Source organism: Kribbella sp. NPDC048837, from assembly GCF_055586945.1.
Map to the genome: position 1 here is coordinate 902,372 of NZ_JBVJHF010000002.1, position 24,900 is coordinate 927,271.

At 69.6% G+C, this 24,900-nt stretch carries 20 protein-coding genes and 1 pseudogene; 8 read left to right on the forward strand and 13 right to left on the reverse strand.

What is annotated here, in order from left to right; all coding sequences use genetic code 11:
• Positions 1-167: 167 nt before the first annotated feature.
• Both ACZ6O0_RS12300 and ACZ6O0_RS12305 read left to right on the forward strand, forming a co-directional pair.
• Positions 168-1,108: pseudogene (locus ACZ6O0_RS12300) on the forward strand (FAD-dependent monooxygenase); the annotation flags it as partial.
• 174 nt (positions 1,109-1,282) lie between these two features.
• Positions 1,283-1,621, forward strand: a complete 339-nt coding sequence (locus ACZ6O0_RS12305; RefSeq protein ID WP_465765595.1) for an aromatic-ring hydroxylase C-terminal domain-containing protein — start codon at positions 1,283-1,285, stop codon at positions 1,619-1,621.
• 2 nt (positions 1,622-1,623) lie between these two features.
• Here ACZ6O0_RS12305 and ACZ6O0_RS12310 read toward each other — a convergent pair whose 3' ends face one another.
• The gene (locus tag ACZ6O0_RS12310) at positions 1,624-2,736 is read right to left on the reverse strand and encodes a neutral zinc metallopeptidase (RefSeq protein WP_465764909.1); all 1,113 of its coding nucleotides are present in this window, start codon (positions 2,734-2,736) and stop codon (positions 1,624-1,626) included.
• A gap of 64 nt (positions 2,737-2,800) precedes the next feature.
• On the opposite strand from ACZ6O0_RS12310, the gene ACZ6O0_RS12315 reads away from it, so the two are divergent.
• Complete coding sequence (locus ACZ6O0_RS12315; RefSeq protein ID WP_465764910.1) at positions 2,801-4,222, forward strand: DUF2207 domain-containing protein; 1,422 nt, start codon at positions 2,801-2,803, stop codon at positions 4,220-4,222.
• Positions 4,223-4,492: 270 nt separating this feature from the next.
• Here the strand turns inward: ACZ6O0_RS12315 and ACZ6O0_RS12320 are convergent, their stop codons facing one another.
• Positions 4,493-6,346 (reverse strand): neutral zinc metallopeptidase, encoded by a 1,854-nt coding sequence (locus tag ACZ6O0_RS12320; RefSeq protein ID WP_465764911.1) that lies wholly within the window; start codon positions 6,344-6,346, stop codon positions 4,493-4,495.
• Positions 6,347-6,723: 377 nt separating this feature from the next.
• On the opposite strand from ACZ6O0_RS12320, the gene ACZ6O0_RS12325 reads away from it, so the two are divergent.
• Complete coding sequence (locus ACZ6O0_RS12325; protein ID WP_465764912.1) at positions 6,724-8,406, forward strand: DUF2207 family protein; 1,683 nt, start codon at positions 6,724-6,726, stop codon at positions 8,404-8,406.
• A gap of 7 nt (positions 8,407-8,413) precedes the next feature.
• Here the strand turns inward: ACZ6O0_RS12325 and ACZ6O0_RS12330 are convergent, their stop codons facing one another.
• The 4 genes from ACZ6O0_RS12330 to ACZ6O0_RS12345 form a co-directional block, all read right to left on the reverse strand.
• On the reverse strand, positions 8,414-9,706 hold the full coding sequence (locus tag ACZ6O0_RS12330; protein WP_465764913.1) for a peptidase C39 family protein: 1,293 nt from the start codon (positions 9,704-9,706) through the stop codon (positions 8,414-8,416).
• 77 nt (positions 9,707-9,783) lie between these two features.
• Positions 9,784-10,341: a GNAT family N-acetyltransferase gene (locus ACZ6O0_RS12335; protein WP_465764914.1), complete on the reverse strand. Its 558-nt coding sequence runs from the start codon at positions 10,339-10,341 to the stop codon at positions 9,784-9,786.
• 41 nt (positions 10,342-10,382) lie between these two features.
• On the reverse strand, positions 10,383-11,210 hold the full coding sequence (locus ACZ6O0_RS12340) for a lysozyme (protein WP_465764915.1): 828 nt from the start codon (positions 11,208-11,210) through the stop codon (positions 10,383-10,385).
• A gap of 104 nt (positions 11,211-11,314) precedes the next feature.
• Entirely contained in the window at positions 11,315-12,367 is a 1,053-nt protein-coding gene (locus tag ACZ6O0_RS12345) for a neutral zinc metallopeptidase (protein WP_465764916.1), read from the reverse strand.
• Between the two features lie 191 nt (positions 12,368-12,558).
• On the opposite strand from ACZ6O0_RS12345, the gene cysS reads away from it, so the two are divergent.
• Entirely contained in the window at positions 12,559-13,995 is a 1,437-nt protein-coding gene (gene cysS / locus ACZ6O0_RS12350) for a cysteine--tRNA ligase (RefSeq protein ID WP_465764917.1), read from the forward strand.
• A gap of 1 nt (position 13,996) precedes the next feature.
• Positions 13,997-14,956 (forward strand): 23S rRNA (guanosine(2251)-2'-O)-methyltransferase RlmB, encoded by a 960-nt coding sequence (gene rlmB, locus ACZ6O0_RS12355; RefSeq protein ID WP_465764918.1) that lies wholly within the window; start codon positions 13,997-13,999, stop codon positions 14,954-14,956.
• 59 nt (positions 14,957-15,015) lie between these two features.
• Here the strand turns inward: rlmB and ACZ6O0_RS12360 are convergent, their stop codons facing one another.
• From ACZ6O0_RS12360 to ACZ6O0_RS12375, 4 genes are all read right to left on the reverse strand, one after another.
• Positions 15,016-15,900, reverse strand: a complete 885-nt coding sequence (locus ACZ6O0_RS12360; protein WP_465764919.1) for a S1 family peptidase — start codon at positions 15,898-15,900, stop codon at positions 15,016-15,018.
• Positions 15,901-16,027: 127 nt separating this feature from the next.
• On the reverse strand, positions 16,028-16,912 hold the full coding sequence (locus ACZ6O0_RS12365; RefSeq protein WP_465764920.1) for a S1 family peptidase: 885 nt from the start codon (positions 16,910-16,912) through the stop codon (positions 16,028-16,030).
• Between the two features lie 48 nt (positions 16,913-16,960).
• Positions 16,961-18,631, reverse strand: coding sequence for a DUF7800 domain-containing protein (locus ACZ6O0_RS12370; RefSeq protein ID WP_465764921.1), 1,671 nt, complete (start codon positions 18,629-18,631; stop codon positions 16,961-16,963).
• 17 nt (positions 18,632-18,648) lie between these two features.
• Positions 18,649-19,233 (reverse strand): TetR/AcrR family transcriptional regulator, encoded by a 585-nt coding sequence (locus tag ACZ6O0_RS12375; RefSeq protein WP_465764922.1) that lies wholly within the window; start codon positions 19,231-19,233, stop codon positions 18,649-18,651.
• A gap of 85 nt (positions 19,234-19,318) precedes the next feature.
• Here ACZ6O0_RS12375 and ACZ6O0_RS12380 point away from each other — a divergent pair, with 85 nt between their 5' ends.
• A complete protein-coding gene (locus tag ACZ6O0_RS12380; RefSeq protein WP_465764923.1) occupies positions 19,319-20,470 on the forward strand; it encodes an acyl-CoA dehydrogenase family protein in 1,152 nt (383 codons plus the stop codon).
• Positions 20,467-21,234 (forward strand): SDR family NAD(P)-dependent oxidoreductase, encoded by a 768-nt coding sequence (locus ACZ6O0_RS12385; protein WP_465764924.1) that lies wholly within the window; start codon positions 20,467-20,469, stop codon positions 21,232-21,234. Before ACZ6O0_RS12380 ends, ACZ6O0_RS12385 begins: the two co-directional genes overlap by 4 nt.
• On the opposite strand, the gene ACZ6O0_RS12390 is transcribed toward ACZ6O0_RS12385, so the two are convergent.
• The 3 genes from ACZ6O0_RS12390 to ACZ6O0_RS12400 are packed head-to-tail and all read right to left on the reverse strand — an operon-like array spanning position 21,227 to position 24,863.
• On the reverse strand, positions 21,227-22,480 hold the full coding sequence (locus ACZ6O0_RS12390) for a glycoside hydrolase family 27 protein (RefSeq protein ID WP_465764925.1): 1,254 nt from the start codon (positions 22,478-22,480) through the stop codon (positions 21,227-21,229). The two genes, ACZ6O0_RS12385 and ACZ6O0_RS12390, sit on opposite strands and share 8 nt — an antisense overlap.
• Positions 22,474-23,619 carry a galactonate dehydratase gene (gene dgoD / locus ACZ6O0_RS12395; protein ID WP_465764926.1) on the reverse strand — a complete coding sequence of 382 codons (1,146 nt, stop codon included), beginning with the start codon at positions 23,617-23,619 and terminating at the stop codon, positions 22,474-22,476. The genes ACZ6O0_RS12390 and dgoD overlap by 7 nt, the downstream gene beginning before the upstream one ends.
• Positions 23,616-24,863, reverse strand: a complete 1,248-nt coding sequence (locus tag ACZ6O0_RS12400; RefSeq protein ID WP_465764927.1) for an ROK family protein — start codon at positions 24,861-24,863, stop codon at positions 23,616-23,618. The genes dgoD and ACZ6O0_RS12400 overlap by 4 nt, the downstream gene beginning before the upstream one ends.
• Between the last annotated feature and the right edge of the window lie 37 nt (positions 24,864-24,900).

Consider the following 24,900-nt stretch of genomic DNA (forward strand, 5'->3'; position numbering starts at 1 on the left):
ACTCCCTGCCGTGCCTAATTTATAGCGTACCGGGGGACTTGCCGCAAGGCCCCGTGGAGGGCGGAGAATCACCCGCCGAGGCTGGAAACCACCACGACTGAGGGGTTTGTGACGTGCGAGTGATGGATGCCGACGTGATCATCGTGGGCGCCGGGCCGACCGGGCTGATGCTCGCCGGTGAGTTGCGGCTGGGCGGCGTACGAGCGGTCGTCCTCGAACGCCGGCTGCAGTATCGGGAGACCCCGAAGGCCAGCGGTCTCGGCGGACAGATCCTGGACCTGCTGCACTACCGGGGTCAGTTGGAGAAGGTCACCGCGGCCCTCACGGCCCCGATCCCGGCGCCGCGCTTCCCGTTCGGCGGTGTGCATGTGGATCTCAGCCGGCTGGCGGATTCGCCACTGCACGCGCTGCCGATCCCGCAGGCGCGGCTCGAGCGCGTGCTCGAGGAACGTGCCGTCGAGCTGGGGGCCGAGGTCCGTCGCGGACATGAAGTGGTCGCGGTGGAGCAGGACGAGGCGATGGTGACCGCGGACGTGCGGGCACCGGAGGGGCGTACCAGGTGACTGCCCGCTACCTCGTGGGTTGCGACGGGCCGCGTAGCCGGATCCGGGAGCTGGCCGGCATCGCGTTCCCCGGCACCTCGTATCCAGAGGTCAACCGGCTGGCCATGGTGACGTTGTCGGACGAGGTGACTGTGCACGGCAACGGCGATCTGGAGGTCGCTGGGCTCGGGCGGGTCCCGGCGGGGTTCACCCGGACGGAGCGAGGGGTGTTCGCGTTCGCGGTGATGCCCGACGGGGAGGCGTCGGTCTTCACCACCGAGGACGAGCTCACCGACTACGACGACGACGTACCGATGACGGTGGAGGAACTGCAGGGGAGCATCCGGCGTGTGCTCGGGGCGGAGTTGCCGCTGGGTGAGCCACGACGGCTGTCGCGGTTTACCTTTCACGCTCGGCAGGCGGAGGAGTACGGCAAGGGGCGGATCTTCGTGGCCGGCGATGCGGCCCATCTGTTTCCTTCCACCGGTGTCGCGATCAGTGCGGGGACGCTTGACGCGGTCAACCTGGCGTGGAAGCTGGCCGCGGCCGTCAACGGGTGGGCGCCGGCAGGTTTGCTGGACACCTATCACGCCGAGCGCCATCTGGCCGGTGCGCGCACGCTGCGGCACACGCAGGCCCAGGTCGCGCTGCGGCGCGGACTCGACCCGGCGGCTGACGCACTGCGGGAAGTATTCGAGGAGCTGCTGACCGACGAGCAGCCGGCGCGTCGGATCGGAGCCATGATCGCGGGCACCGACATCCGCTACCCGCTGCCGGGGGACGATCCTTTGATCGGCACGTTCGTACCCGACCTCACGTTGCTGACCGACCAGGGGACAACCAGCGTCGCGGAGCTCATGCGCACCGCGCGCCCCGTCCTCCTCGACCTCGCCGACCGCGCGGACCTCCGCGAGACCGCCCGCCCGTGGGCGCACCGCGTCGACATCCACACCGCCAAAACCGAGGACCGCCCTGCCGACGCCCTCCTGCTGCGCCCGGACGCCTACATCGCCTGGACCGCAAACACCAACGAACCTTTCCTCGAAGAAGCCCTCACCACCTGGTTCGGCGCTGGCTAGTGCTACTTCGCCAGGTCGGCCGAGACGGCGAAGGTGTTGCAGGCTTTGTTCGCGCCTATGTTGAAGCCGTTCTGGATCCAGAAGCCCTGGCTGGTGGCCAGGCCGTGGGTACGTTCGTCTTCGGGGGTGTCCGCGGATTCGCCGAAGCTGTTGCTGGACTGTTCTTTGAACTCGGCCAGGCGGTTGGTGAGGGGGTACGACTTCTCGACTGCCTTGCTGAAGACGCCGCCGAAGCAGGAGGCCTGCAGCTCGTTACGGCGTGAGCTTTCCAGTTGCTGGTCGGGGTGGTCCTGGAGGTAGACAGCGCGGGCGTAGAACAGTCCGCTGACCCCCTGCACGTGGTGGCCGTACTCGTGGGCGATCGTCATCAAGTACGCCAGGTCATGCTGCGGTCCGAAGGCCCGGTTCATCTGCTTGACGTCGGTGTACATCACCTGGTTGCCGTAGCAGTAGAACGCGAGGACCCGACCGGACAGCGGCTCGAACCGGCCGCACGGCGTCGTCACCGGCTTGTCGAACACGACCAGACCCGGGTCCGGCTTGTCCTGGCCGAGTTCCTTGAAGATCGGTCGCCATGCGTTGTTCAAGCAGGTGAAGAGCTTCTGGTAATACACCTTCTGCGCAGCCAGGCTGCCGTCGCCCAGGTTCGCGGCGGCGCAGTTCTGTTCGGCCAGCGGTCCGGTGCGGTAGATGTCGGCGTTGAGCAGATAGTCCTCCGCCGTACCCTTCTGCGGATTGCTGGTCGGCGTCGGCACGATCGACGGACCGGACACCCCGGGCTGGGCCGTGTTGTCGGAACCCTTGCCCAGCAGTGAGCCGAGCACAGCTACGGACACCGCGAGGAACATCAGCAGCACGAACGCGAGCACGATGACCCGGACCGCTCCGCCCCGGCGCCGCGGTGGTTGGAACCCGTTGAACTGACCCGGACGGCCGTAGTAATACGACTGCGGCGGGTACTGCTGGTACGGCGCCTGCTGCGGCGGACCGTACTGCCCAGGCTGACCGTACTGACCGGGCGGCGGGCCCTGCGGCGGCCACGGCGCGGACTGCGGTGGTGGCAGTACACCGGGAGGCGGACCGGGCCGGCCACCGTAGCCGTACGGACTGCTCACAGGGTCGGGCCTCCTCCGCTGGTTGGGTTCGCTGCACGAACCGGCACGAGACTACCCTCGACCCATGTCACTGAAGCGCCGCCTCCTGCCGGCCGCCCTGCTGATGTCCCTGACCGCCCCGATAGTTGCCTTGGGCACGCTGCCGGCCCAGGCCGCCGACGACCAGGTCACGGCGTACTCCGCCGAGGCGACGCTCACCAAGGACGGCAAGCTGCAGGTCAAGGAGACGGTCGACCTGACCGCCGGCGGTACGACGTTCAGCCGGACGCTGGCCACCCGGGTCCGGTCCGACGCCGAGCGGGACCGCACGTACGGACTGAGCGACGTGTCGGCCACAGTGAACGGCCAACCGGCCCAGGGCTTGAAGAACGAGAGTACGGACGACGGCCGCAAGCTGACCGTCGACGTCTCCGGCCAGTCGAAGATCGTCTACAGCTACACCGTCGACAACGTGGTGGCCGACTCCACCGAGGGTCGCGAGGTGAGCTGGCCGGTTGTGCAGGGCTTCGGTGTGTCGATCCCGAAGGCCGAGCTGACCGTCACTGTCCCGTTCGCCACCTGGGTGACGTGTTTCGCAGGCCGGATCGGCTCGAGCATGCCGTGTACGTCGTCGCAGCTGGCCGAGTCGGCCGCGTTGCAGATCGAGCAGAACGGCGTACCCGCAGGTGGCCGGGTGACCTTCTTGACCGGGCTGAGTGATGAGGCGACCGTGCAGCCGAACGCGCAGTTCGAGACCCGCTGGACACTCGGCCGTGCGTTCACCGCGGACTCCAGCACGATCGGCCTGGCGGTGATCGTGTTCGGCATCGGACTGCTCGGTGCCGTGGCGCTGTGGTTCCTCCGCGGCCGTGACGCCGCCAAGGTCGGCGAGGGCGCGCCGGAGCGTCCGGTGCTCGACAGTGCCGACGGACCGCAGTTCGCCGCACCTGATGGGATCCGGCCGGGCCAGGTCGGCACGGTCGTGGACGAGACGGCCGATGTCGTCGACATCACCGCCACACTGCTGGACCTTGCTGTCCGCAACTACCTGACGATCGTGGAGCTGCCGCGGGAGACGCACTTCGGCAAGCTGGACTGGGAGCTGCGCCGGCTGCACCAGGGCGGTCCGGAGTTGCTGCCGTACGAGAAGGCTCTACTGGACGCGGTCTTCGCCGACGGCGACGCCGTAGTCGTGTCCAACCTCGGTCCGTCGCTGCGGCCGCGGCTCAACCTCGTCCGCGAGCAGTTGTACGCCGATGTGGTCACGCAGGGCTGGTTCGCCACCCGTCCGGACGCCGTCCGGAACCGCTGGACGACTGCGGGCGTGGTGTTGCTCGGTGCGGGCGTCGTACTGACCGTCGTACTCGCGATTGTGAGCAAGTTCGGCCTGGTCGGCTTCGCGGTGATGGCGGCCGGACTGGTGCTCGCGCTGGTCGGCCAGGTCGCACCGGCTCGCACTGCGCGTGGAGCTGCCGTATTGGGCCGAGTGGCCGGCCTGCAGCGGTAGCTGGTCGACGAGACGTCGGCGAACCTGCCGCAGAGCCACCGCCTCGAGTTCGCGTCCCGCTGCCTTCCGTACGCCGCTGTCCTCGGGCTGACCGAGAAGTGGGCGCTGGAGATCGCCGCGACCGATGACGACGACGACCCGGACGCCGGCATCGGCTGGTACTCCGGTCCGGAGAACTGGCACCTCTCCGACATCGGTGAGTCGCTCAGCAACTTCGTCACCGCGTTCGGCGGCACGCTGACGACAGCGCGCCGCCTCTTCTGACGGGCGTCAGGACACGCGGATGTCCTCGGCGGTGAACGTGTTGCAGGAGTTGGGCTGCTTGGTGTTGAAGCCGGCGAGCGCCCACTGGTAGTTGCTCACCCGGTTGCCGTGGTCGTGGACGCGCGGCCGGGCGTAGTCGTCGCCGGTATGGGCGATCAGGAACGACCAGTTGGTCAGCAGCGGGCCACGCATCGGCGTGTACGCCGCGTTCGCGCCCAGGTAGACAGCCCCGAGGCAGGTCGCCTGCAGTTCACGGCGCCGGCTCTCCTGCAGTTTCTGGTTCGGCGTCATCTTCTGCTGCCGGGCCACCGAGGAGGCGAGGATGCCGCTCAGCCACTGCACGTGGTGGCCGTACTCGTGCGCGAACGTGTTCAGCATGATCGCGCGCGCGTACATCGGGTTGGACCGGTAGTACGCGTTGTCCACCGAGTAGGGAAGGTAGATGGTCTCGTTCGCAGCGCAGTACGCCGCTCGCACGCTGCGCTGGATGCCACACGGTGAGGACAGGTTGCCGACGTACACGACCGCCTTCGGCACGCGGAACGGCAGACCGGCCTTCTTCATCGCCAGCCACCAGGTGCGGTTCAGGCACGGCAGCAGGCGGGCGTAGTAGGCGCGGGCGGCGGTGAGGTTGGCCGGCGCGAACGGCGGCTCCACGCACTTCGACGCGGCGACCGGGCCGACGGTGTAGAGCTTGCTGGCCTTCACGACCTCGTCGACCGTCGGGCCGGGTGGCCTGGTCGGGGTCGGCGACGCTGACTCCGACGGCGTCTCGGACGGGCTCTGCGATTGCGGGGCCGAGGGAGAGTTCTGGGCCTGCGGGTCGTCGTTGCCGGTGGTGCGGACGAGCAGGGTGATGCCGGTGCCGACGACCAGGACGGCGAGTACGACGAGGCCGATCAGGAGACTGCGGGAGGTCTTCTTCGGCTTGCGGCGACGGCCGCCGCCGGGTGGCTGGGGGATCGGGATCGGTGGGTACTGCCAGGTCGGGGCCTGTTGCACTCGCTGACCCATGGGACCGAGCTGGCCGCCGGACGCTGCGTGGCGGGCGCCGCGCTGTTGCGGTTGTGGCTGGTTCGGCGGGAGGGCGTTGCTCCAGGGGGAGGCCGGCTGCTGGGGTGCCTGGTTGGGGGAGCCCCACAGGTACGAGTCCTCTGAGCGCGGGCCGGTCTGCTGCGGCGGCGGCGCGGACTGGGACGGGTCCGACTGCCAGGCACTCGACTGCGACTGCCCGATGGGGAACTGCGGCGGCCGCCCGGACTGCCCCGGCCCCTGCTGCCCCGGCCCGGACTGCTGCCCCGGACCGGCCTGGCGGGAACCAGACTGCGCCGGACCGGACTGCGCCGGACCGGACTGCGCCGGACCGGACTGCGCCGGACCAGACTGTGCCGGCCAGGGCTGGCCGACACCGGACTGACCCGGACCGGTTTGTGCTCGGCCTGACTGCGGCGCCCTCGACTGCTGCGGACCGGACTGTGCCGGACCGGACTGTGCCGGACCGGGCTGTGCCGGACCGGACTGCCCTGGACCGGGCTGGGTCGGGCCGGACTGCGTCGGACCGGACTGCTGTGGTGGGCGGTTCTGTTGCTGTGTCGGGTGGGACTGTTCCGGGGTGGTCTGCCACGTCGACGGCTGGTCGGGGTTCTCCGGGCGGCGGTTGGCCCAGCCCTCACCGAACCAGTTGTTCCGCGGGCGCTCGCCGGCGGAAGCGGCCGGGTCCTGGAACTCCCGCTTGGCCTCGGTCTCCCCGGTCCACCACGTGGCCGACTGGCCTTCCCCTGGACCACGCTCCGGCGGGCCGGCCGGCTGCTCACCGTCAGCCGGTTCGCTCCCCGCGGGTGGGTTCCAGTTGTCCGACATCGATACTCCTCACGACCTTGCTGGGTGTAGCCGTCAACGTGGTGCATCAGGCGCTGTTCGGGGTGCCGACGCCGCGCCCGGTCGGTTCCTCCCCCCGGACAACCGCACACTCCCCGGACATACTTTGCGTGATCAGGGACCCACCAGGCTAGCCACCCCGGCCAGTCGGCCCGCGATAGACCAGTATCCGGGTCGACCGGGCCTTCGAGGCGGTGCTCCCGCCCGGATCCCGTTGGTTGCCTGACACACCGAAGACGCCGTCCGCGCCCGGGCTCAACCGAACTTGACCGTGCCCCGGTCCCCACTGGATCCCTGACACCCGCCAGGGGCTATCGTGCCCGTGTCAACCTGACCTCTCTTTACGGTGTGATTGGGCAATGCGTTCACGACTCCTCGGGCTGTCCCTGTGTGCCCTCGGCCTGCTCGGCCTGACTGCTGTCCCGGCCGCCGCGGCCGGCGCGGGTGCTGCCGCCGACCCGGTGGTGACCAACTTCGACAGCCAGATCCGGGTCGAGCGTGACGGTCTGCTGAGGGTCTCCGAGACCTGGAAGCTGAGCGACGTGACCGGGACCTTCACCCGGTTCATCGTCACCCGCGACCACCAGCCCGACGACGTCGACCACGTCCAGGAGATCTCGGACCTGCAGGTCAAGGCCGGCGGCCAGGACAAGCAGTCCGAGGTGAAGACCGACGGCGACGTCACCTCGGTGGCGGTCGCGGACGTCAGCGGCACCACCGAGCTGAACTTCACCTACACGGTGAAGGGCGCGGTCGCGAAGACGCTGAACGGCACCGAGGTCCGGTTCGCCCCGCTGACCGGGATCAACCTGACCGTCCAGCAGGCCAACATCATCTTCAGCACCCCCGAGGTCTCGCACGTCTCCTGCTTCGCCGGGGCGATCGACAGCAACACCCCGTGCACGCTGGCGCAGATCGGTGAGACGACCGGGCCGACGTTCCAGCAGCAGGGCTTGCCGCCGGGTAACACGGTCCGGATGACGATCGGCTTCCCCGAGGGCGAGATCGCCGCGAACTCGATCGTCGAGTACCGCAAGACGTTCAAGCGCGCCTTCTCCACCGACACCGCCCAACTGCTCACCGCACTGGCTGTTCTGCTGCTCGGTGTGATCGGGCTGCTCGTGCTGTACCGGGTCCGCGGCCGGGACCGGGTCGACCCGCGCCGCGTCGTACCGGCGTCGCTGTTCAGCCTCGGCACCGACACCCGGATCGACTTCACGCCGCCGTCCGACCTGCGGCCCGGCGAGGTGGGCACGCTGATCGACGAGCGGATCGACCCGGTCGACGTCACCGCGACGATCATCGACCTGGCCGTCCGCGGGCACCTGACGATCGTCGAGCTGGAGCACCAGACCGAGTACGCGCGACCGGACTGGGAGCTGCGCCGGGTCGCGAACGCGCCGTCGGAGGAGCTGCACCGCTACGAGAACGTCCTGATCCGCGCGATCTTCGGCGACTCGGACTCGGTGCTGGTCTCCGAGCTCGGCCGCCAGGTGCGGGCGAACCTCGCCCAGGTCCAGGACGCCCTGTACGACGGAGTGGTCAAGCGCGGCTGGTTCAACGAGCGCCCGGACCGCACCCGTTCGCTCTGGGCGACGATCGGCATCGCCACCACCGTGGTGGGCGTCGTCCTCACCGTCCTCCTCGCGCTGTTCTCGACCTGGGGTCTGCTCGGTCTCGCGGTCACCCTGGTCGGCGTCGGCCTGATCGTGGTCGGCCGCTACATGCCGGCCAAGGCGCCGGCCGCCGGCCGCGTGCTCGGCCAGGTCGCCGCGATCCGCGGTGAGCTGCTCGAGATGGACGTCAGCGAGCTGCCGACCGACCAGCACGCCGAGCTCTGCTCCCGCGCTCTCCCGTACGCCGTCGTGCTCGGCGGATCGGAGCGCTGGATCGACGCACTGGTAGCGACGGACAGCACCCCGGACGAGGAGGACGAGGGTTTCCCCTGGTACCGCGGCCCGCGTGGCTGGCACCTGCAGTACCTGCCGGACTCGCTGCGCAACCTCACCACCAACCTCACGGGTGCACTCTTCGCCCGCTGAGGCTGCTCTACCAGTTGTGCTGCGGATCAGCAGGCGCAGGCAGCGGCATGCCCTCCGGGTGGATGACGTAGACGAGTCCACCGGAGTGTGGGACCCAGGCGTTCTCGAACGCGGCCCGGTCGTACGTCGTACGGACCTCTCCGTTGCTCGGGATCAAGTGGGACGCCGGATCGTTCACGACGACGTTCCCGGCCTGGTCGAACCCGACGATCACCATCAGGTGCCCGTTGGTCCCGTAGCCGGCGCCGGGCAGGTCGCCCTTCTTGAACGACAGTGACGCGACCAGCGGGATCCCGGCCTTGATGAACTGCTCCGCCTCGGTCAGCGACCGCAGCCGGGTGATGAACCCGTCCACGCCGCGGGACCCGGCGTACGCCGTGTTGAACGGCCAGTTCCCGGCGCCGTCGTAGGAGTAGTCGAAGACCGACCGGGCCGAGTGGTCGACCTGCGGGTCGGGGTCGGACGGATCCACCCACGCGGTCTCGGCCGGAGTCGGGCCGGCGCCGTAGTAGTCGAGCACCATCGCGGTCGAGGTCGCCGAGCACCACGCCTCGCCACCGCCGTCCCACTGCGGATAGTGCCCGAGATGCGTCTCCTGCGAGTACGTCGGTACGTCGAGGACGATGCCCTCCGCACCGCCGAGGGGGCTCGCGGCAACCTTCTTGTCGTCGGGCAGCCGGGACGCCATCGCGCCGACGGACCGGATCAGCGGCGACTGCGTCGTACCACTCAACCGGTACAGGTTGACCTTGAGCTGCCAGCGATCCAGCCAGTGCCCGTTCGCGGCGACGAAGGTGTCGACGGCAACGGATCCGTTCGCGTCACCCTGGCTCGGGACCGAGGTGCGGTGGATGTCACCGGCGGCGGTGTCGTCACTACCGGACCAGCGGCCGAGCACGTACCACTTGGTGGCCGTGCCGGCGTCCGTCGTACCGGCCAGGGAGATCTCGACCCAGGTGCCGGGTGGCGTGGTCGCGTTCCAGGAGGCGACGAGCTCGGTCAGCCCGAAGCCGGTGCTGACGCTTGGCGAGACCCAACTGGTCTGCTCGTAGCTCTTGGCGGTGCCGTCCCCGAACGGATCGACGTACGACGTCGTGCCGGTCGACGTGCCGAACGTGAGGGCGCCGTCGGTGACGGTGGTGCCGGAGAGGGCACCGCTGAGGAAGTCGCTGGTCGACGTCCACGTGTGGTAGGCGATCTGACGCGGTGGGGCTACTTTGACGGCCTCGGTCGGCAGGGAGCCGGCGCTCAGCACGACCACACCGAGAATCAGGGCGGTGACGGAACGGGCGGTGGTCATGGTGTCGACGGTAGACCCGCCGACCGCCACTGTCGCGTTAACGCGTGCCGCGTCGGCGCGTATGACAGGTCAAATAGTTACGAGCGTTTGATCCACTCGTCGGCGAGCATCGCGTAGACCAGTTCGTCGGTCCACTCGCCCTTCAGGAACTCGTTCCGCACGAAGTGCGCCTCCTGGCGCAGGCCGAGTCGCTCGAGCAGCTTCATCGAGCCCGTGTTGCGGGCGTCCAGCCGGGCGATGATCCGGTGCAGGCCGAGCTCCTCGAACCCGAGCCGCAGCAGTTCGACCGCCGCCTCGGTGGCGAAACCGTGGCCGGCGGACTCCGGGTGGAAGACGTAGCCGAGCTCCCCGGTCCGGTGCTCGACACTGTTCATGAACAGCGTGACCTCGCCGACGTGCTGACCGGTGTCCCGCCGGATCACGGCGACGGTGAGCGCTTGTCCGTCGGTGTCCATCGGTACGTCGGCCAGCCGGCCGGCGAGGGCTTCGCGGACCTGCTCGGGCGTCCTGGCGTCGTGCAGCAGGAATCTGGCGACGTCAGGGTTGGACTGCAGCCGGAGCAGGTCGTCGTAGTCGGTGTCCAGGTAGCGGCGCAGGGTCAGGCGGTCCGTCTCGATCGGCAGCGAAAAGCTCACCGATCGAGACTACGAGACGCCGCAACCCAATTACCCCCGCGTCATCCGTTGGCGAGGGCAACCAATCGGGACTGGTCGCCGTTGAAGCGGTCCTGGTCGATCGGGGTCGAGCTGTACTGCCAGATGGTGTAGAACGGCCAGCCGCCCGGCAGGGTCCCCGGCGCCGAGGCGTAGCGGGCCACCCAGAGCGGGTTGGTGGCGTTGAACGCGGTGCTGTTGCCGGTGCACTGGCTCCACCAGTCGAGGTTGGTGTAGATCACCGCGTCGCGGGTGGTGCGGGCCTTGTAGGTGGTGAGGAAGTCGCGGATCCAGTTGACCATCGCGGACTGGCTCAGTCCGTAGCAGGTCGCGCCGTACGGGTTGTACTCGATGTCGAGCGAACCCGGCAGGGTCCTGCCGTCCCGGGACCAGCCGCCGCCGTGGTCGACGAAGTAGTTGGCCTGGTTGGCGCCGCTGGAGTCGTTCGGGGTGGCGAAGTGGTAGGCGCCGCGGATCATGCCGACGTTGTAGGAACCGTTGTACTGCTGGGCGAAGTACGGGTTCGTGTAGTAGTTGCCTTCGCTCGCCTTCACGTAGGCGAACCGCTTGCCGGCACTCCACTGCGAGGCCCAGTTGACGTTGCCCTGGTGGCTGGAGACGTCGATGCCTTCGACCGATGCGGCGGGGGCCATCACTGCCGGAGCAGCGCTGGTCGTGGTGTTCGACAGCCAGCCCATGTACGCGTCGCCGGCCTTGGCGATGCCGTGCTGACGGGCCTGGGGCGTCGGCGTGTGCGCTGCGGGCGAGGTGGTGCTGGCTTGGGCGGAGCCGATCGAGGCCAGAAGCAGGCCAAGAGTGACGGCGGCACCCGTGAAAAGGGCGGACTTCACGGTGGACCTCCACAGAGCGATGAGGGGCGGAACAGAGCGCTCGGCAGAGGCTTACCCGCGATTGGTAAGAATCAACCATTCAATCTCAGTCGAATGGTGACTATTTACCGCACGTACTTGGGGGAGGCCGTGTAGGTGTTGCACGAGCCCGGGTTCCGGGTGACGAAACCGGCGTTCGCCCAGCGCGGGATGATCGCCCGGCTGCCGTGGTCCCGCTGGGTCATGTACTCGTCGCCCTGATGGGAGTGCAGGTAGTCCAGCTGCGACTTCAGCAGCCCGGTCATCCCGTAGCTGCTCTTGTTCGCGCCCATGAACACGTTGCCGAAACAGGTCGCCTGGATCTCCAGCCGCCGGCTCATCTCCAGCGACTTGTCCCCGCTGAACTCGTACCGCAGGTCGTACGTCGCCTCGAGGATGCCGGTCATGTTCTGGATGTGGTGCCCGAACTCGTGGGCGACCGTGTCCGTCATCTCGGCCCGCAGCCAGGCCATCGCCTGCGTCCGGTTGTTGTAGCTGAGGTACATCTGGTACCAGCGCAGGTCACTGTTCGTGTCCATGTAGATGGTCCGGTTCGTCGAGCAGTAGAAGGAGCTCGGTGAGTTCCCGCCACACGGGGACTGGGCCGTTCCGGAGAAGGCGACCAGTTGTGGTGGCACGAACCGTGCCCCGGCCAGCGTGACCTGCCGCGGCCAGGCCTTGACCAGACACGCGAGTACGGCGTTGTAGTACTTGCGCGCGTTGGTGGCGCTGTTGGCGCGGGCGCCCGACTCCCGGCAGTTCACCGTCTTCTGCACGCCGGTCTTGTAGAACCGGTTCTTCGTGACGACGTCGGAGTCCGACGGCGGGGGCGGCGTGGTCTTCGTCGGCTGCGGCTGCGTCGTCCGGGTGGTGGCGGGCGCGGTCGGAGCGTTGGTGGTGACCGGGACCGAGGTCGGTTCCTCCGTCGGCTCCTCGGTGGCGGAGTACGTCGGCTCCGGCTGGGTGTAGTCGTTGTCGCTGTTGTGCTTCAGCACCGCGCTGAGCACGCCGAACCCGACGACGGCGAGGCCGATCACCACGACCGGGATGACCACCCAGGCGGCCTTGCCCTTCTTCTTGGGCGGCGGCGGGAACCCGTTCGATCCCCAGCCGAAGCCCGGACCCGGCGGCGGACCCATCGGCGGACCTTGCGGAGGACCCCAGTACTGCGGACCGCCCGGCGGGGGCCCGTACTGCGGGGGCGGAGGCCCCTGGTACTGCCCCGGTGGTGGTCCGTACGGGCCTTGGTTCGACAAGGAAGTCCTCCTGGGTGAGCGGCGCTGTGGATATTTTGTCAAGAGGGGGTGTCAGTTCCCGTTACCCTTGACCGGTGACACTTCGCTTGTACGACACCGCGACAGCAGCAGTGAGGGATTTCGTACCGGTCCACCCGGGCCAGGTCGGGATCTACCACTGTGGGCTGACGGTGCAGGGTGCCCCGCACGTCGGGCACATCTACAAGGAGGTCGTCTTCGACGTCCTGCGGCGCTGGTTCGAGCGCTCGGGCTACCGGGTCACCGTGATCGCGAACGTGACCGACATCGACGACAAGATCCTGGCCAAGTCGGCCGAGCGGGACGTCCCGTGGTGGGCGCACGCCTACGAGTTCGAGCGTGAGCTGCACTGGGCGTACGACGTGCTCGGCTGCCGCCCGCCGACGTACGAGCCGCGCGCCACCGGCCACATCCCCGAGATGCTGGAGATGATCGGCGAGCTGATCGAGCGCGGCCACGCGTACGTGGCTCCGGACGGCTCCGGCGACGTCTACTTCGACGTGAAGTCCTGGCCGGCGTACGGCGCCCTCTCGCACCAGAAGATCGAGGACATGGAGGCCGCCGAGGACGCGGACCCGCGCGGCAAGCGGGACCCGCGCGACTTCGCGCTCTGGAAGGGCTACACCGAGGACACGCCGCGGACGGCCTCCTGGCCGACGCCGTGGGGCCGCGGCCGCCCGGGCTGGCACCTGGAGTGCTCCGCGATGGCGGGCAAGTACCTCGGCGACGAGTTCGACATCCACGGCGGCGGGCTGGACCTGCGCTTCCCGCACCACGAGAACGAGCTGGCCCAGTCGACCGCGGTCGGGCAGAAGTTCGCCCGGTTCTGGATGCACAGCGCGCTGGTCACCACGGCCGGCGAGAAGATGTCCAAGTCGATGGGCAACGGCGCGATCGTGCGCAATGTGGTCCAGCGGGTGCGGCCGATCGAGCTGCGGTACTACCTGGTCCAGTCGCACTACCGGTCCGTGGTGGAGTTCTCGGACGGCGCGCTGGACGAGGCGTCGACGAGCTTCCAGCGGATCGAGGGTTTCGTCACCCGGGCCAACGAGGTGACCGGTGGAGTCGAGCCGTCGGAGGAGCTGCCGGCGGACTTCGTCACCGCGATGGACGACGACCTCGGCACGCCGGCGGCGGTCGCCGTACTGCACAACACCGTCCGCGACGGGAACAAGCTGGTCGCCGACGGGGACTCGGCCGCGCTGCGCGAGGCGCTGGCCTCCGTGCGCGGGATGCTCGGCGTGCTCGGGCTGGACCCGCTGGCCGAGCCGTGGGCCTCGCGGGCTGCGGCCGGTGACGAGCTCACCGAGGTCGTGGACGGGCTGGTGAAGGCGCTGCTCGAGCAGCGGCAGGCCGCCCGCGAGCGCAAGGACTACGCCGCGTCGGACGCGATCCGCGACCGGCTGAAGGCGCTCGGCGTCGTCGTCGAGGACACCCCCCAGGGGCCGCGCTGGTCGCTCGCGGCACCGACAACCACCGACGAAGGAAGCTGACGTGCCGGGAAGTAGCCAGCGCAAGGGTGCCATCCGCAAGAAGCCGCGGGGGAACCCGACCGCCGGATCCGGTGGCCGGGTCCGCCGCGGTCTGGAGGGCAAGGGCCCGACGCCGAAGGCGGTGGACCGGGTCAAGCACCCCGCGCACAAGCGGGCGAAGGCGCAGGAGCGCGCGAAGGAGCGCGAGCGCGGCCGTCCGGCGCGCAAGTCCGCCGACACCGGCACCGAGTGGGTGTACGGGCGCAACCCGGTGGTCGAGGCGCTCCGGGCCGGCGTCCCGGCGGCCGCGCTGCATGTTGCCGAAGGCACCGAACGGGACGCCCGGCTGCGGGAGGCCACGCTGCTCGCGGTCGAGCACGGCGTCTCGGTGCTCGAGGTGCCGCGGACGGAGCTCGACCGGGTCACGGCCGGTGGTGCGCACCAGGGCGTCGCGATCCAGATACCGCCGTACGAGTACGCGCATCCCGACGACCTGCTCGCCCGGGCGTACGACGCGGGCGAGGTGCCGCTGATCGTCGCGCTCGACGGCGTGACGGACCCGCGCAACCTGGGGGCGATCACCCGGTCCGCGGCGGCGTTCGGTGCGCACGGCGTCGTCGTGCCGGAGCGTCGGGCGGCGGCCATGTCGGCGTCGGCGTGGAAGACGTCGGCCGGTGCGGCGGCCCGGATCCCGGTGGCCCGGGTCACCAACCTCAACCGCGCGCTCAAGTCCTACAAGGATGCCGGCCTGCTCGTGATCGGCCTGGACATGGATGGCGCGGTGGAGCTCCCCGAACTGGAAGCCGCCACCGAGCCGGTCGTCCTCGTCGTCGGCTCGGAGGGCAAGGGCCTGGCCCGCCTGGTCCGGGAGAACTGCGACCTGATCGTCTCGATTCCGATGACCAGCGCCACCGAGTCCCTCAACGCCGGTATCGCCACCGGCGTGACGCTGTACGAGATCTCCCGCCGCCGCGCGGGCTGAAGACGCAACAGGACGGCGCCCCGGACCAGGTGGTCCGGGGCGCCGTTTCGCGTCCGGTGTCAGTAGACGCTGACGCCGTAGCGGGAGAGTGCTTCGGTGACGGGCTGGAAGTAGGTGGTGCCACCGGAGGAGCAGTTGCCGGAGCCGCCGGAGGTGAGGCCGAGGGCCACACTGCCCGCGAACAGGGCACCGCCGGAGTCGCCACCCTCGGCGCAGACATTGGTGCGGATCAGGCCGGAGACCTGGCCCTCGGCGTAGTTCACCGTCGCGTTGACGCCGGTGACCGTGCCGCTGTGCACACCGGTCGTACTACCGCTGCGCTTGACCGCCTGGCCGACGCTGGCGTTGCCGGCGGACGTGATGTCCTGCGAGGAGCCGTTGTACAGGTCCACCGTGCCGGGGTGGTTGGTGTACGACGTGCTGTACCTCACGATCGCGTAGTCGTTACCCGGGAAGCTCGACCCGGCGACCGTGCCGAGCAGCGTGGTCTTGCTCGAGTTCGCGTACCAGCTGGACGCGATGTTGCCGCAGTGGCCCGCGGTCAGGAAGTAGTACGTGCTGCCACTGCGGACGTTGAAGCCGAGCGAGCAGCGGTACTGCCCGCCGTAGATGGCGTCACCGCCGGCGATGTACTTGGTCAGCTTGCCGGAGATCTTCTCCAGCGTGACCCGGCTGCCGAACTGCTTGGTCACGCCGGTCAGTGCCGCCAGCTTGGCGCCGCTGACGGTGTCGTCGTAGGACACGATGATCCGGCCGTCCGGGTTCGTCTGCCACGCGGTGCCGGGGATGGCCGCGTCCTTGTTCAGGGTCGCGGTGATGGCGGACGCCGACAGCGTCGACGGGGTGATCGGCGCGGCCGAGGCCTGGGTGGCCAGGAGTCCGGCGGCAGCGAGCCCGGCGGCGGCCAGGATCGCGGTGGTACGGCGAATGGGCGAAAATGTCACGGTTTCAGCCTCCTCACGATGAGGACGCGCTCGGGGCGGGTGCGTCCTTGACTTCAACCGTGTCCCCTCGTACCCACTCTCTCCCTGAGTATTCAGGTGAATCCGGAGCGTAAGGGTAATCCTGCGCTCAGTAGACGGAGACGCCGTACGCGTTGAGGGCCTCGACGACCGGCTGGAAGTAGGTGACGCCGCCCGAGGTGCAGTCGCCGGAGCCGCCCGAGGTCAGCCCGAACGCCCACTGCCGGTAGAACAGCGGCCCGCCCGAGTCGCCCGGCTCCGCGCACACGCTCGTACGGATCAGGCCGGCCACCCGGCCGTCGCCGTAGTTCACCGTCGCGTTCAGCCCGGTGACCCGGCCGCTGTGCAGGCCGCTGGTGGAGCCGCTGCGGTAGACGTACTGCCCGATGCCCGGGTTCATCGCCGTGGTGATGTCCTGCGAGTGCCCGTTGTAGAGGTACACGCTGCCGCCCGGCGGCTTGGTCTTGATGTCGGTGCGGTAGACCACCAGTGCGTAGTCGTTCCACGGGTAGCTGGAGTGGTGCAGCGCGCCGGTGAAGACGGCGTGGTTGGCGTCCTGGTACCACCGGGTGGCCTCGTTGCCGCAGTGCCCGGCGGTGAGGAAGTAGTACTTCCCACGCCGCTGGACGTTGAAGCCCACCGAGCACTTCACGTCGCCGCCGTACGTCGCCATGCCGCCGCTGATGTACTTCGTCAGCTTGCCGGGCAGCTTCTCGAGCGTGATGCCCTCGCCGAGCCGCTTGGTCACGCTGGTCAGCGCCGTCAGCTTGCTGCCGGTCACGGTGGAGTCGTAGGACACCACGACCGTGCCGTCCGGCTTGGTCATCCAGGCGGTGCCGGGGGTGTTCACCTGCTCGTTCAGCGCGGACGTGATCGCCTTGGCGGACAGCCGGGGCGGCTTCACCGGATCGGCCTTGGCCGGCATCGTCGCGACCAAGGTCAGCGCGGTCGCGGCGACCACCGCCGCGGTGCGTCGAAGAGTGGAACCTTTCATATCATCAGCCTTCCGGGGCGTGCGGCTCTGATGCGCGGAGTGGCGTCCTCAGGACGTCAATTGATCGTTTGAGGAGTCTAGGCGTCCATAGGTCAACGTCCGCTCGAGTACTTGCCGGTCACCACGCAACTCCGCGTGGTCGACGTCGACCGTCCAGTCCTCGCCGGACAGCGTCACCGTCATCGCCCCGTTGCCGAACCACGGCCCGTGGGTGAGCCGCCACACGGCGGCCACATCCCGGACCCCGGCCATCCGGGCGACCTTGTGCAGCAGCCCTGTCATCCAGCGGGTGCCGAGCAGGTGGTTCGCCCAGCGGATGTGCCGCGGCACCGGATTCCGGAACGGCGACATGGTCAACTGCCGGATCGCCGTCACCGGATGCGGTACGCCGGTCAGCCGGGCCTCGGCGAGGTAGCTGCAGTGCACATCGCCGGACAGCATCAGGATCGACGCCGGCGGATCCTCGCCACTGACCAGGTCGGCCAGCAAAGTCGTCACGTCGTCGAACGACTGCCGGAACGACGCCCAGTGCTCCAGATCCATCCCTTGCCGGATCTTCTCGCCGATCCGGGCGCTGCGCGGTCCCCATGCGCCGGACGAGACCGCCTCGTCCCACCCCTCCAGGTGATGCAGTCCGGGCGCGAGCAGGAACGGCAAGGTCGAGGCCAGCAGCAGATGGCGGATCGGGCGCGTGGCCCCGGCGGTGTGCCGTCGTACCCACTCCCACTCGTGGGCGTCGACCATCGCCCGCTCGTCCGGCTCGAGATGCCGCGAGCACCGCGAGTCGACCGCGACCAGCCGGAACCCGTGGGATCTGTCGCCGAAGTCGCGGTAGAAACTCCACCGGGCCGACGCCGGGTCCTCATCCGCGGTCCAGGCGACGCTGTCCAGGTACGCCGTCCGCTCGTCGTCGTCCTCGATCGACAGCATCGCGCGGTACGTCGAATCCCGGTCGAGCTGCTCGGGCGACAGGTTGCCGAGGTGCTGATAGACCCAGTACGACGCGTAGGCGCCGACGACCCGGTCGCGCCACCACGGCTGCGCGGTCACCCAGCGCCGCCAGGTCATCGAGGTGTTCCAGTCGTCCCGCAGGTCGTGGTCGTCGAGCAGCATGCACAACGGGACGGTCGAGAACAGCCACCGCACCGCCGGCGTCGCCCAGGAGTCGTCGTACAGCCAGGTGTACTCCTCGAAGTTTCCGATCTCGTCGGCCACCTCGGATCCCTGCCGGCCGCCGTGCTTGTCGTGCAGTCGCCGCAGGACGGCGTCGGACGGGTCGTCGGCGTACACCTGGTCACCGAGCAGCAGCACGGCGTCGGGCAGCTCGTCGTCTCCGGCCGCCATCCGCGCGGCCAGCGCGACCAGGGCGTCCGGACCGAACTCCTTGAAGCCCTGCTGGTCGAACGGTGCCGACCGCCGGCACGACCCGAACGTCAACCGGAACGTGCCGTCCGCGCGCGGGGTCCGGATCACGCTGGGGCCGAAAGTGTTGTCCTCCGGCGGCCAGACCGTGGTGCCGTCCAGCTTCACCTCGTACGGCGTGATGCTGTTCGCCGCGAGCCCCTCGATCCGGACCAGCGCGTAGTGATGGCCGTGCACCGACCAGGTCCGCGCCCGGTGGCCGAGAACCTCGACCTCGGCGGGGGCGCTGGTCTCCACCCAGACGGTCGCCCGCGTCTCGTCGACGTACCGCAGCAACGGCCCTAACCTGAGCTCCATCCGACGACGCTACAAGGTCAGTCCAGCCGGAGCGAATGGAGCACGAAGGAGGCGAGCTCGCGGTAGGCCTCGGCGTCGTTCAGGCCGGTGCGGCGGGCGATGTCACCGCGCTGGATCGCCTGCATGGTGTGCGCGATCATCTCGGCCGCGAACGCGATGTCGACCTCGCGGAACATCTTGTTGTTGATGCCGTCCTCGATCAGCGTCCGGACCCGCTCGGCCGCGATCCGGGTGTTCCGCTCGTACACCGACCGGGCCGGGGCGAACGTGGCCACGTCGTCCAGGAAGGTCCGGCTGGCCGGCCGGAGCGCGTCCGCGACCGCGTTCAGGTACGCCGCGATCCGCCGGTCGTGCCGGGTCTGCCGGGCGACCGCTGACTCCACCTGGGCGGTGGCATTCTTGAAGTAGTGCTTCACCACCTCGACGGCGAGCTGCTCCTTGCTCGGCGCGAGTGCGTACAGGGTCGTCTTGCTGCAGCGCAGCTCGGCGGCCAGGTCGTCCAGGGTGAACCGGCTGAAGCCCTGTTCGAGGAACAGGACCAAGAGCCGGTCGAGCAGCTCGGACTGCCTGCGGGTTCGGCGCCCCGGTACGACTGTTGTCATATCGAGACAGCATAGAACGATACTGGATTATGTGCTTCAGTATCATTCCTAGTATCATTTCGTCAGCCGTTGAGAGGGGTGCCTGATGGCTGTCGATCGTCTCCTGCCGACCGAGGAATCCACTGACCTGCTCGCTCTCGTCCGCGACCTGTGCGAGCACGAGCTCGCGCCGCATGCCGCCAAGGCCGAGGAGAGCGAGACCTTCCCGCGGGACGCGTTCCGCACGCTGGGCAAGGCCGGCCTGCTCGGCCTGCCCTACCCGGAGCAGTACGGCGGCGCCGAGCAGCCGTACGAGGTGTATCTGCAGATGCTCGAGGAGATCGCCGCCGCCTGGATGTCGGTGGGCGTCGGGATCTCCGTGCACACGATGACCAGCTACGCGCTGGCCACCTTCGGTTCCGAGGAGCAGCGCGCCCGGCTGCTGCCCGACATGGTCGGCGGCGAGCTGCTCGGTGCGTACGCGCTGTCCGAGCCGCAGGCCGGTTCCGACATCAGCGGGATGACCACGCGGGCGGTCCGCGACGGCGACGAGTACGTGCTGCGCGGGACCAAGGCGTGGATCAGCCACGGCTCGCACGCCGACTTCTACACCACCTTCGCGCGGACCTCGGACGACCCGAAGCACGGCATCTCCGCCTTCCACGTGCCGGCGTCGGCCGGCGGGCTCAGCTTCGGCGCGCCCGAGCGGAAGATGGGCCTGACCGGATCGACCACCACGCTGGTCAACTACGACGACGTCCGGATCCCGGCCGCGAACCTGATCGGCGCCGAAGGGCAGGGCATGCGGATCGCGCTGTCCGCGCTGGACTCCGGCCGGCTCGGGATCGCCGCGTGCGCGACCGGACTGGCCCAGGCCGCGCTCGACGTGGCCGCGTCGTACGCGAAGCAGCGGCAGCAGTTCGGGCAGCCGATCGCGGACTTCCAGGGCGTCCAGTTCCTGCTCGCCGACATGGCCGCCGCGGTCGAGTCGGCCCGGGCGACGTACCTGCAGGCCGCCCGCCGGCGCGACCTCGGCCGGCCGTTCACCCAGCAGGCGGCGATCGCCAAGCTGATCTGTACGGACGCCGCGATGAAGGTCACCACCGACGCGGTCCAGGTGCTCGGTGGGTACGGTTACACCCGCGAGTTCCCGGCCGAGCGCTACATGCGGGAGGCCAAGGTGACCCAGATCTTCGAAGGAACGAACCAGATCCAGCGGCTCGTCATCAGCCGCGACCTACTCAGGAGCGCTTCATGAAGTTTGGCCCGTCCGGCGTCGCTCTGGTCACCGGTGGTGGATCCGGGCTCGGAGAGGCGACGGTCCGCCGGCTCGCCGCCGACGGACTGGGGGTCGTGATCGTCGACCTGCCGTCCTCTGCGGGCAAGGCGGTCGCGGACGAGCTGGGCGACCGGGTCGTGTTCGCCCCGGCCGATGTCACCGACGAGACTGCCGTCGCCGCGGCGCTGGACGCGGCCGCCGAGCTCGGCACGCTGCGGGTCGTCGTCACCTGCGCCGGCATCGCGACCCCGGGCCGGGTCGTCGGCCGCAAGGGCCCGTTGCCGTTGGCAACCTTCCGGCAGGTGATCGAGGTCAACCTGATCGGCACCTTCAACGTGCTCCGGCTGGCCGCCGAGCGGATGATCGCTTCCGAGCCCGGCGAGGACGGTGACCGCGGCGTCGTGGTGATGACCGCGTCGATCGCAGCGTACGACGGTCAGGTCGGGCAGGCGGCGTACGCGGCCAGCAAGGGCGGCATCGTCGGCCTCACGCTGACCGCGGCCAGAGACCTTGCGGACAAGGGGATCCGCGTCGTCACCATCGCGCCCGGCACGATGGAGACCCCGATGCTCGCCGGCCTCCCGGAAGAGACCCGCGCCGTCCTCGAGCAGCAGGTCCCGCACCCGTCCCGCCTCGGCCGGCCCACGGAGTACGCCGCCCTGGTCCGCCACATCCTCGACAACCAACTCCTCAACGGCGAAGTCATCCGCCTCGACGGCGCCCTCCGCATGCCACCTAGGTAAGCCGGAACCACCGCACACCGTGCGGCGGGACCTCCGACTCGAGATGCTCGGTGGTGGGATGGGTTGTCCCGTCCCACAGGTCGTGCGCTGGGCCGAATGCGGCAAGCGACTTCAGCGGGATGGACACCTTCCGAGGGGAAGCACCAGTCCAGAAGATGGCTGCGTAGCTGCGGTCCTCCGAGCGGGCTGTCCACACGATCAGCTCGCCGTCGTCGAGGGGCTCGCGGATGATCTCGCGGCCGTCGTGTGACTGCAGCACCTCGGCGAGGGCGGGATTCGCCAGTAGGGCAAGGGTTTCGTCGTCCGTGGTGGGCAGGTCGCCGCCCATCATCAGGGGCGAGCGGGCCATCACCCACAGCGTCAGCAACGTGCGCTGCTCGTCCGGGGTCAGTCGGCTCGTGCGGTCGTCGCCGCGTTCGGCGCGGATGCCGATGTGGCCGAGGGGGAGCATGTCCGCGTCCGCCCAGCCGCCGGGCTGCTGGAACGGCGCCCATCGCGCCATCCGGGCGAACTGCGCGTGCACGTCCTCCCATCGATCCCACAGGTCGTCCGAGACCCGCCACAGCTGGGCGTTGGCCCGCAGATGCTCGAGGTGATGGGTCGACAGGTGCGTGCCCGGCGACAGCGACAGCACGATGTCCCGGCCGCTGCGCTCGATCGCCCGCGCGTACGCCGCGATCTCGCGATCGTGGTACGGCGCCAGCATGTCGTCGGCCTTGATGAAATCCACGCCCCACGCGGCGAACTGCGCCACCTGGGCGTCGTAGTACGCCTGCGCGCCGGGGTGGTCGTGGTTCAGCCCTAAGTTGTCCGGGTTCCACGGGCAGACGTGCTCGGGGTCCGCGATCTCCCGCGCCGTCCACTGGGTGCCGAACACCGGCAGGTCGAGCTCGATCGCCCGCCGTGGGATGCCGCGCATGATGTGCAACCCGAACTTGAGCCCGAGCTCGTGCACCTTCGTGGCGAGTGGCCCGAAGCCGGCGCCGCCCGCGGCTGAGGGGAACCGGAGCGGCGCCGGCAGCTGACGCCCGTACTCGTCCAGGACGATCGGCGCGTTCTCGTTGTAGCCGTGCGATCGAGCGGTCGGGTCGTACCACGCGATGTCGACGACGACCGTGTCCCAGCCGAAGGGCAGCAGCCGGTCGTGCATCACCTGTGCGTTCGCGAGCACCTCCGCCTCGGTGACCGTCGTCCCGAAGCAGTCCCAGCTGTTCCACCCCATCGGCGGGGTCTGCGCCGTCACCATTCGGCGAAGGAACCGTCGGCGTGCCGCAGCACCGGTGACCGCCAGCTGTGCCCTTCCGCGGCGGCCGCGCGGACGACCTCCTCGTTGACCTCGATGCCCAGCCCGGGACCGGTCGGCCGCTCGATGTGGCCGTCGACGAACGAGAACACCTGCGGGTCGACCAGGTAGTCGAGCAGCGCGTTGCCACCGCCGTACTCGATGCCGAGGCTCTGCTCCTGGATGAGGAAGTTCGGGATGGCCAGGTCGACCTGGAGACTGGCCGCCAGCGTGATCGGGCCCAGCGGGCAGTGCGGTGCGACGGACACGTCGTACGCCTCGGCCATGGCGGCGATCCGCCGGACCTCGGAGATGCCGCCCGCGTGCGAGATGTCCGGCTGCGCGACCGCGATACCGGTCGTGAGCACGTCGCGGAAGTCCCAGCGGGAGAAGAGCCGCTCGCCGGTCGCGATCGGGATGCTGGTCGACTCGGTGATCCGGCGCAGGTCCCGGGCGAACTCGGGCAGCACCGGCTCCTCGATGAACATCGGCAGCAGCGGCTCGAGCAAGGGCAGGATCTGCCGGGTGGCCGCCGTACTGAACCGGCCGTGGAAATCGAGGGCGATGTCGACATCGTCGCCGAGCGCGGCACGCAACGACTCGACCCGGCTCACCGCGGCCCGGAGCTGAGCGGGCGACGGGATCGGCGGCAGCGCCTCGGAGAGGTTGAGCTTGAGGGCCGTGAATCCCTTGGCCACCTTGGCCTGCGCCTCGTCGACCAGCTGGGCGTTGTCGCGGCCGTGGACCCAGGTGTAGATGCGCACCCGCTCCCGGACCGGACCGCCGAGCAGCTCGTGCACGGGTGTCTCGTGGTAGCGGCCCTTGATGTCCCACAGGGCCTGGTCGATACCGGCCAGAGCGCTCGACAGCACCGGACCGCCGCGGTAGAAACCGCCCTTGGCCATGGTCTGCCAGTGGTCCTCGATCCGGAGCGGATCGGTGCCGACGAGATACTCCATCAACGCCGCGACCGCGCCCTGGACCGCCTCCGCGCGGCCCTCGACGATCGGCTCACCCCAGCCGCTGATGCCTTCGTCGGTGTCGATCCGCAGGAACTGCCAGCGCGGCGCCACCAGGAACGTCTCGTATCCGACGATCTTCACATTGCCTCGTTCGCTCGGAGGTCGGTGCTGGTCAGCAAGGCGGTGACCAGCTGGTCGGTCTGTCGTAGCACCAGGGCGGCGGCGCCGGACGCGCCGGCGCGGGCGCCGAGGTCGAGCTCCGCGGCGACCACGTCGGCGTCGCGGGTGAGGGCCATCGCGGTCCGGCGCAGGGTGGCGCGGATCGGCTCCAGCACCAGGTCGCCGGCGCGGGCCAGCTCACCGCCGATGATGATCCGCTCGGGGTTGAGCAGGTTGCAGATGTTCGCCAGCACCCGCCCGGTCAGCTCCCCGGCCTCGCGGAGCACCCGCACGGTGTCGGGCTGACCCGCCGCGGCGGCCGCGAGCAGGTCATCCAGGCCGGCGTCCGCGCCGAGCACCGGCGCGAGAGCCCTGAGCACGGCGGGGAGCGACGCGAACTGCACCAGGCAGCCGCGGTTCCCGCACGGGCAGAGCGCGCCGGTCGAGTCCGCCGACAGGTGGCCGATCTCGCCGCCACCACCACGCGCGCCGCCGTGATGAAGGTTGCCGTCGACAAGCATTCCGGAGCCGATGCCGGTGGACAGGCCGAGATACAACACGTCCCGCATGCCCCGGCCCGCGCCCCAGGTGAACTCCGCGACCGCTTCGAGGCGGGTGTTGTTGTCCACCAGCACCGGTACGTCGAGATGCCGGCGGAACTCGGCCGCGACGTTCACCCCCGCCCACGCCTGGCCGGGCAACGAAGGCCCGATCACGCCGGTCTGCAGGTCGAGCGGCCCGGGGACGCCGATCGCGACCCCGACCAGACGGTCCCGATCGAGTCCGGCCCGGCCGAGCAGGTCGTCGAGGAGCGCGAGTCCGGCGGTGAGTCGCTCCTGCCAGGGGGTGTCGCGGGCCTCGGTCACGCCCTCACTGGCGAGCGTCCGGCCGGAGAGGTCGGTGAGATGGCACCAGACACGTTCGAGGGTGAAGTCCAGCCCGGCCGCCGTGCCGGAGGCCGGGTTGGCGCGCAGGAAACCGCGGGCCCGGCCGTCGACCTCGGAGGCGTCGATCCCGGCCTGCGCCACCTGGTCGCCGACCACCTCGATCACGACGCCGCCGGTGATCAGGTCGGCCACGATCGTGGACACGGTCGTCCGGGACACGCCGCAGATCCGCGCCAGCTCGGCCCGGTGCAGCGCCCCGTGCTCCATCAGGGCCGACAGCATCCGTTCGGAGTTGGTGCGCCGCAGCGCTCGCAGAGATCCGGTGTCCTTCGCAGCCACGTGGACGAGTATCGACGGAACGCCGTCCCGTCGTCAA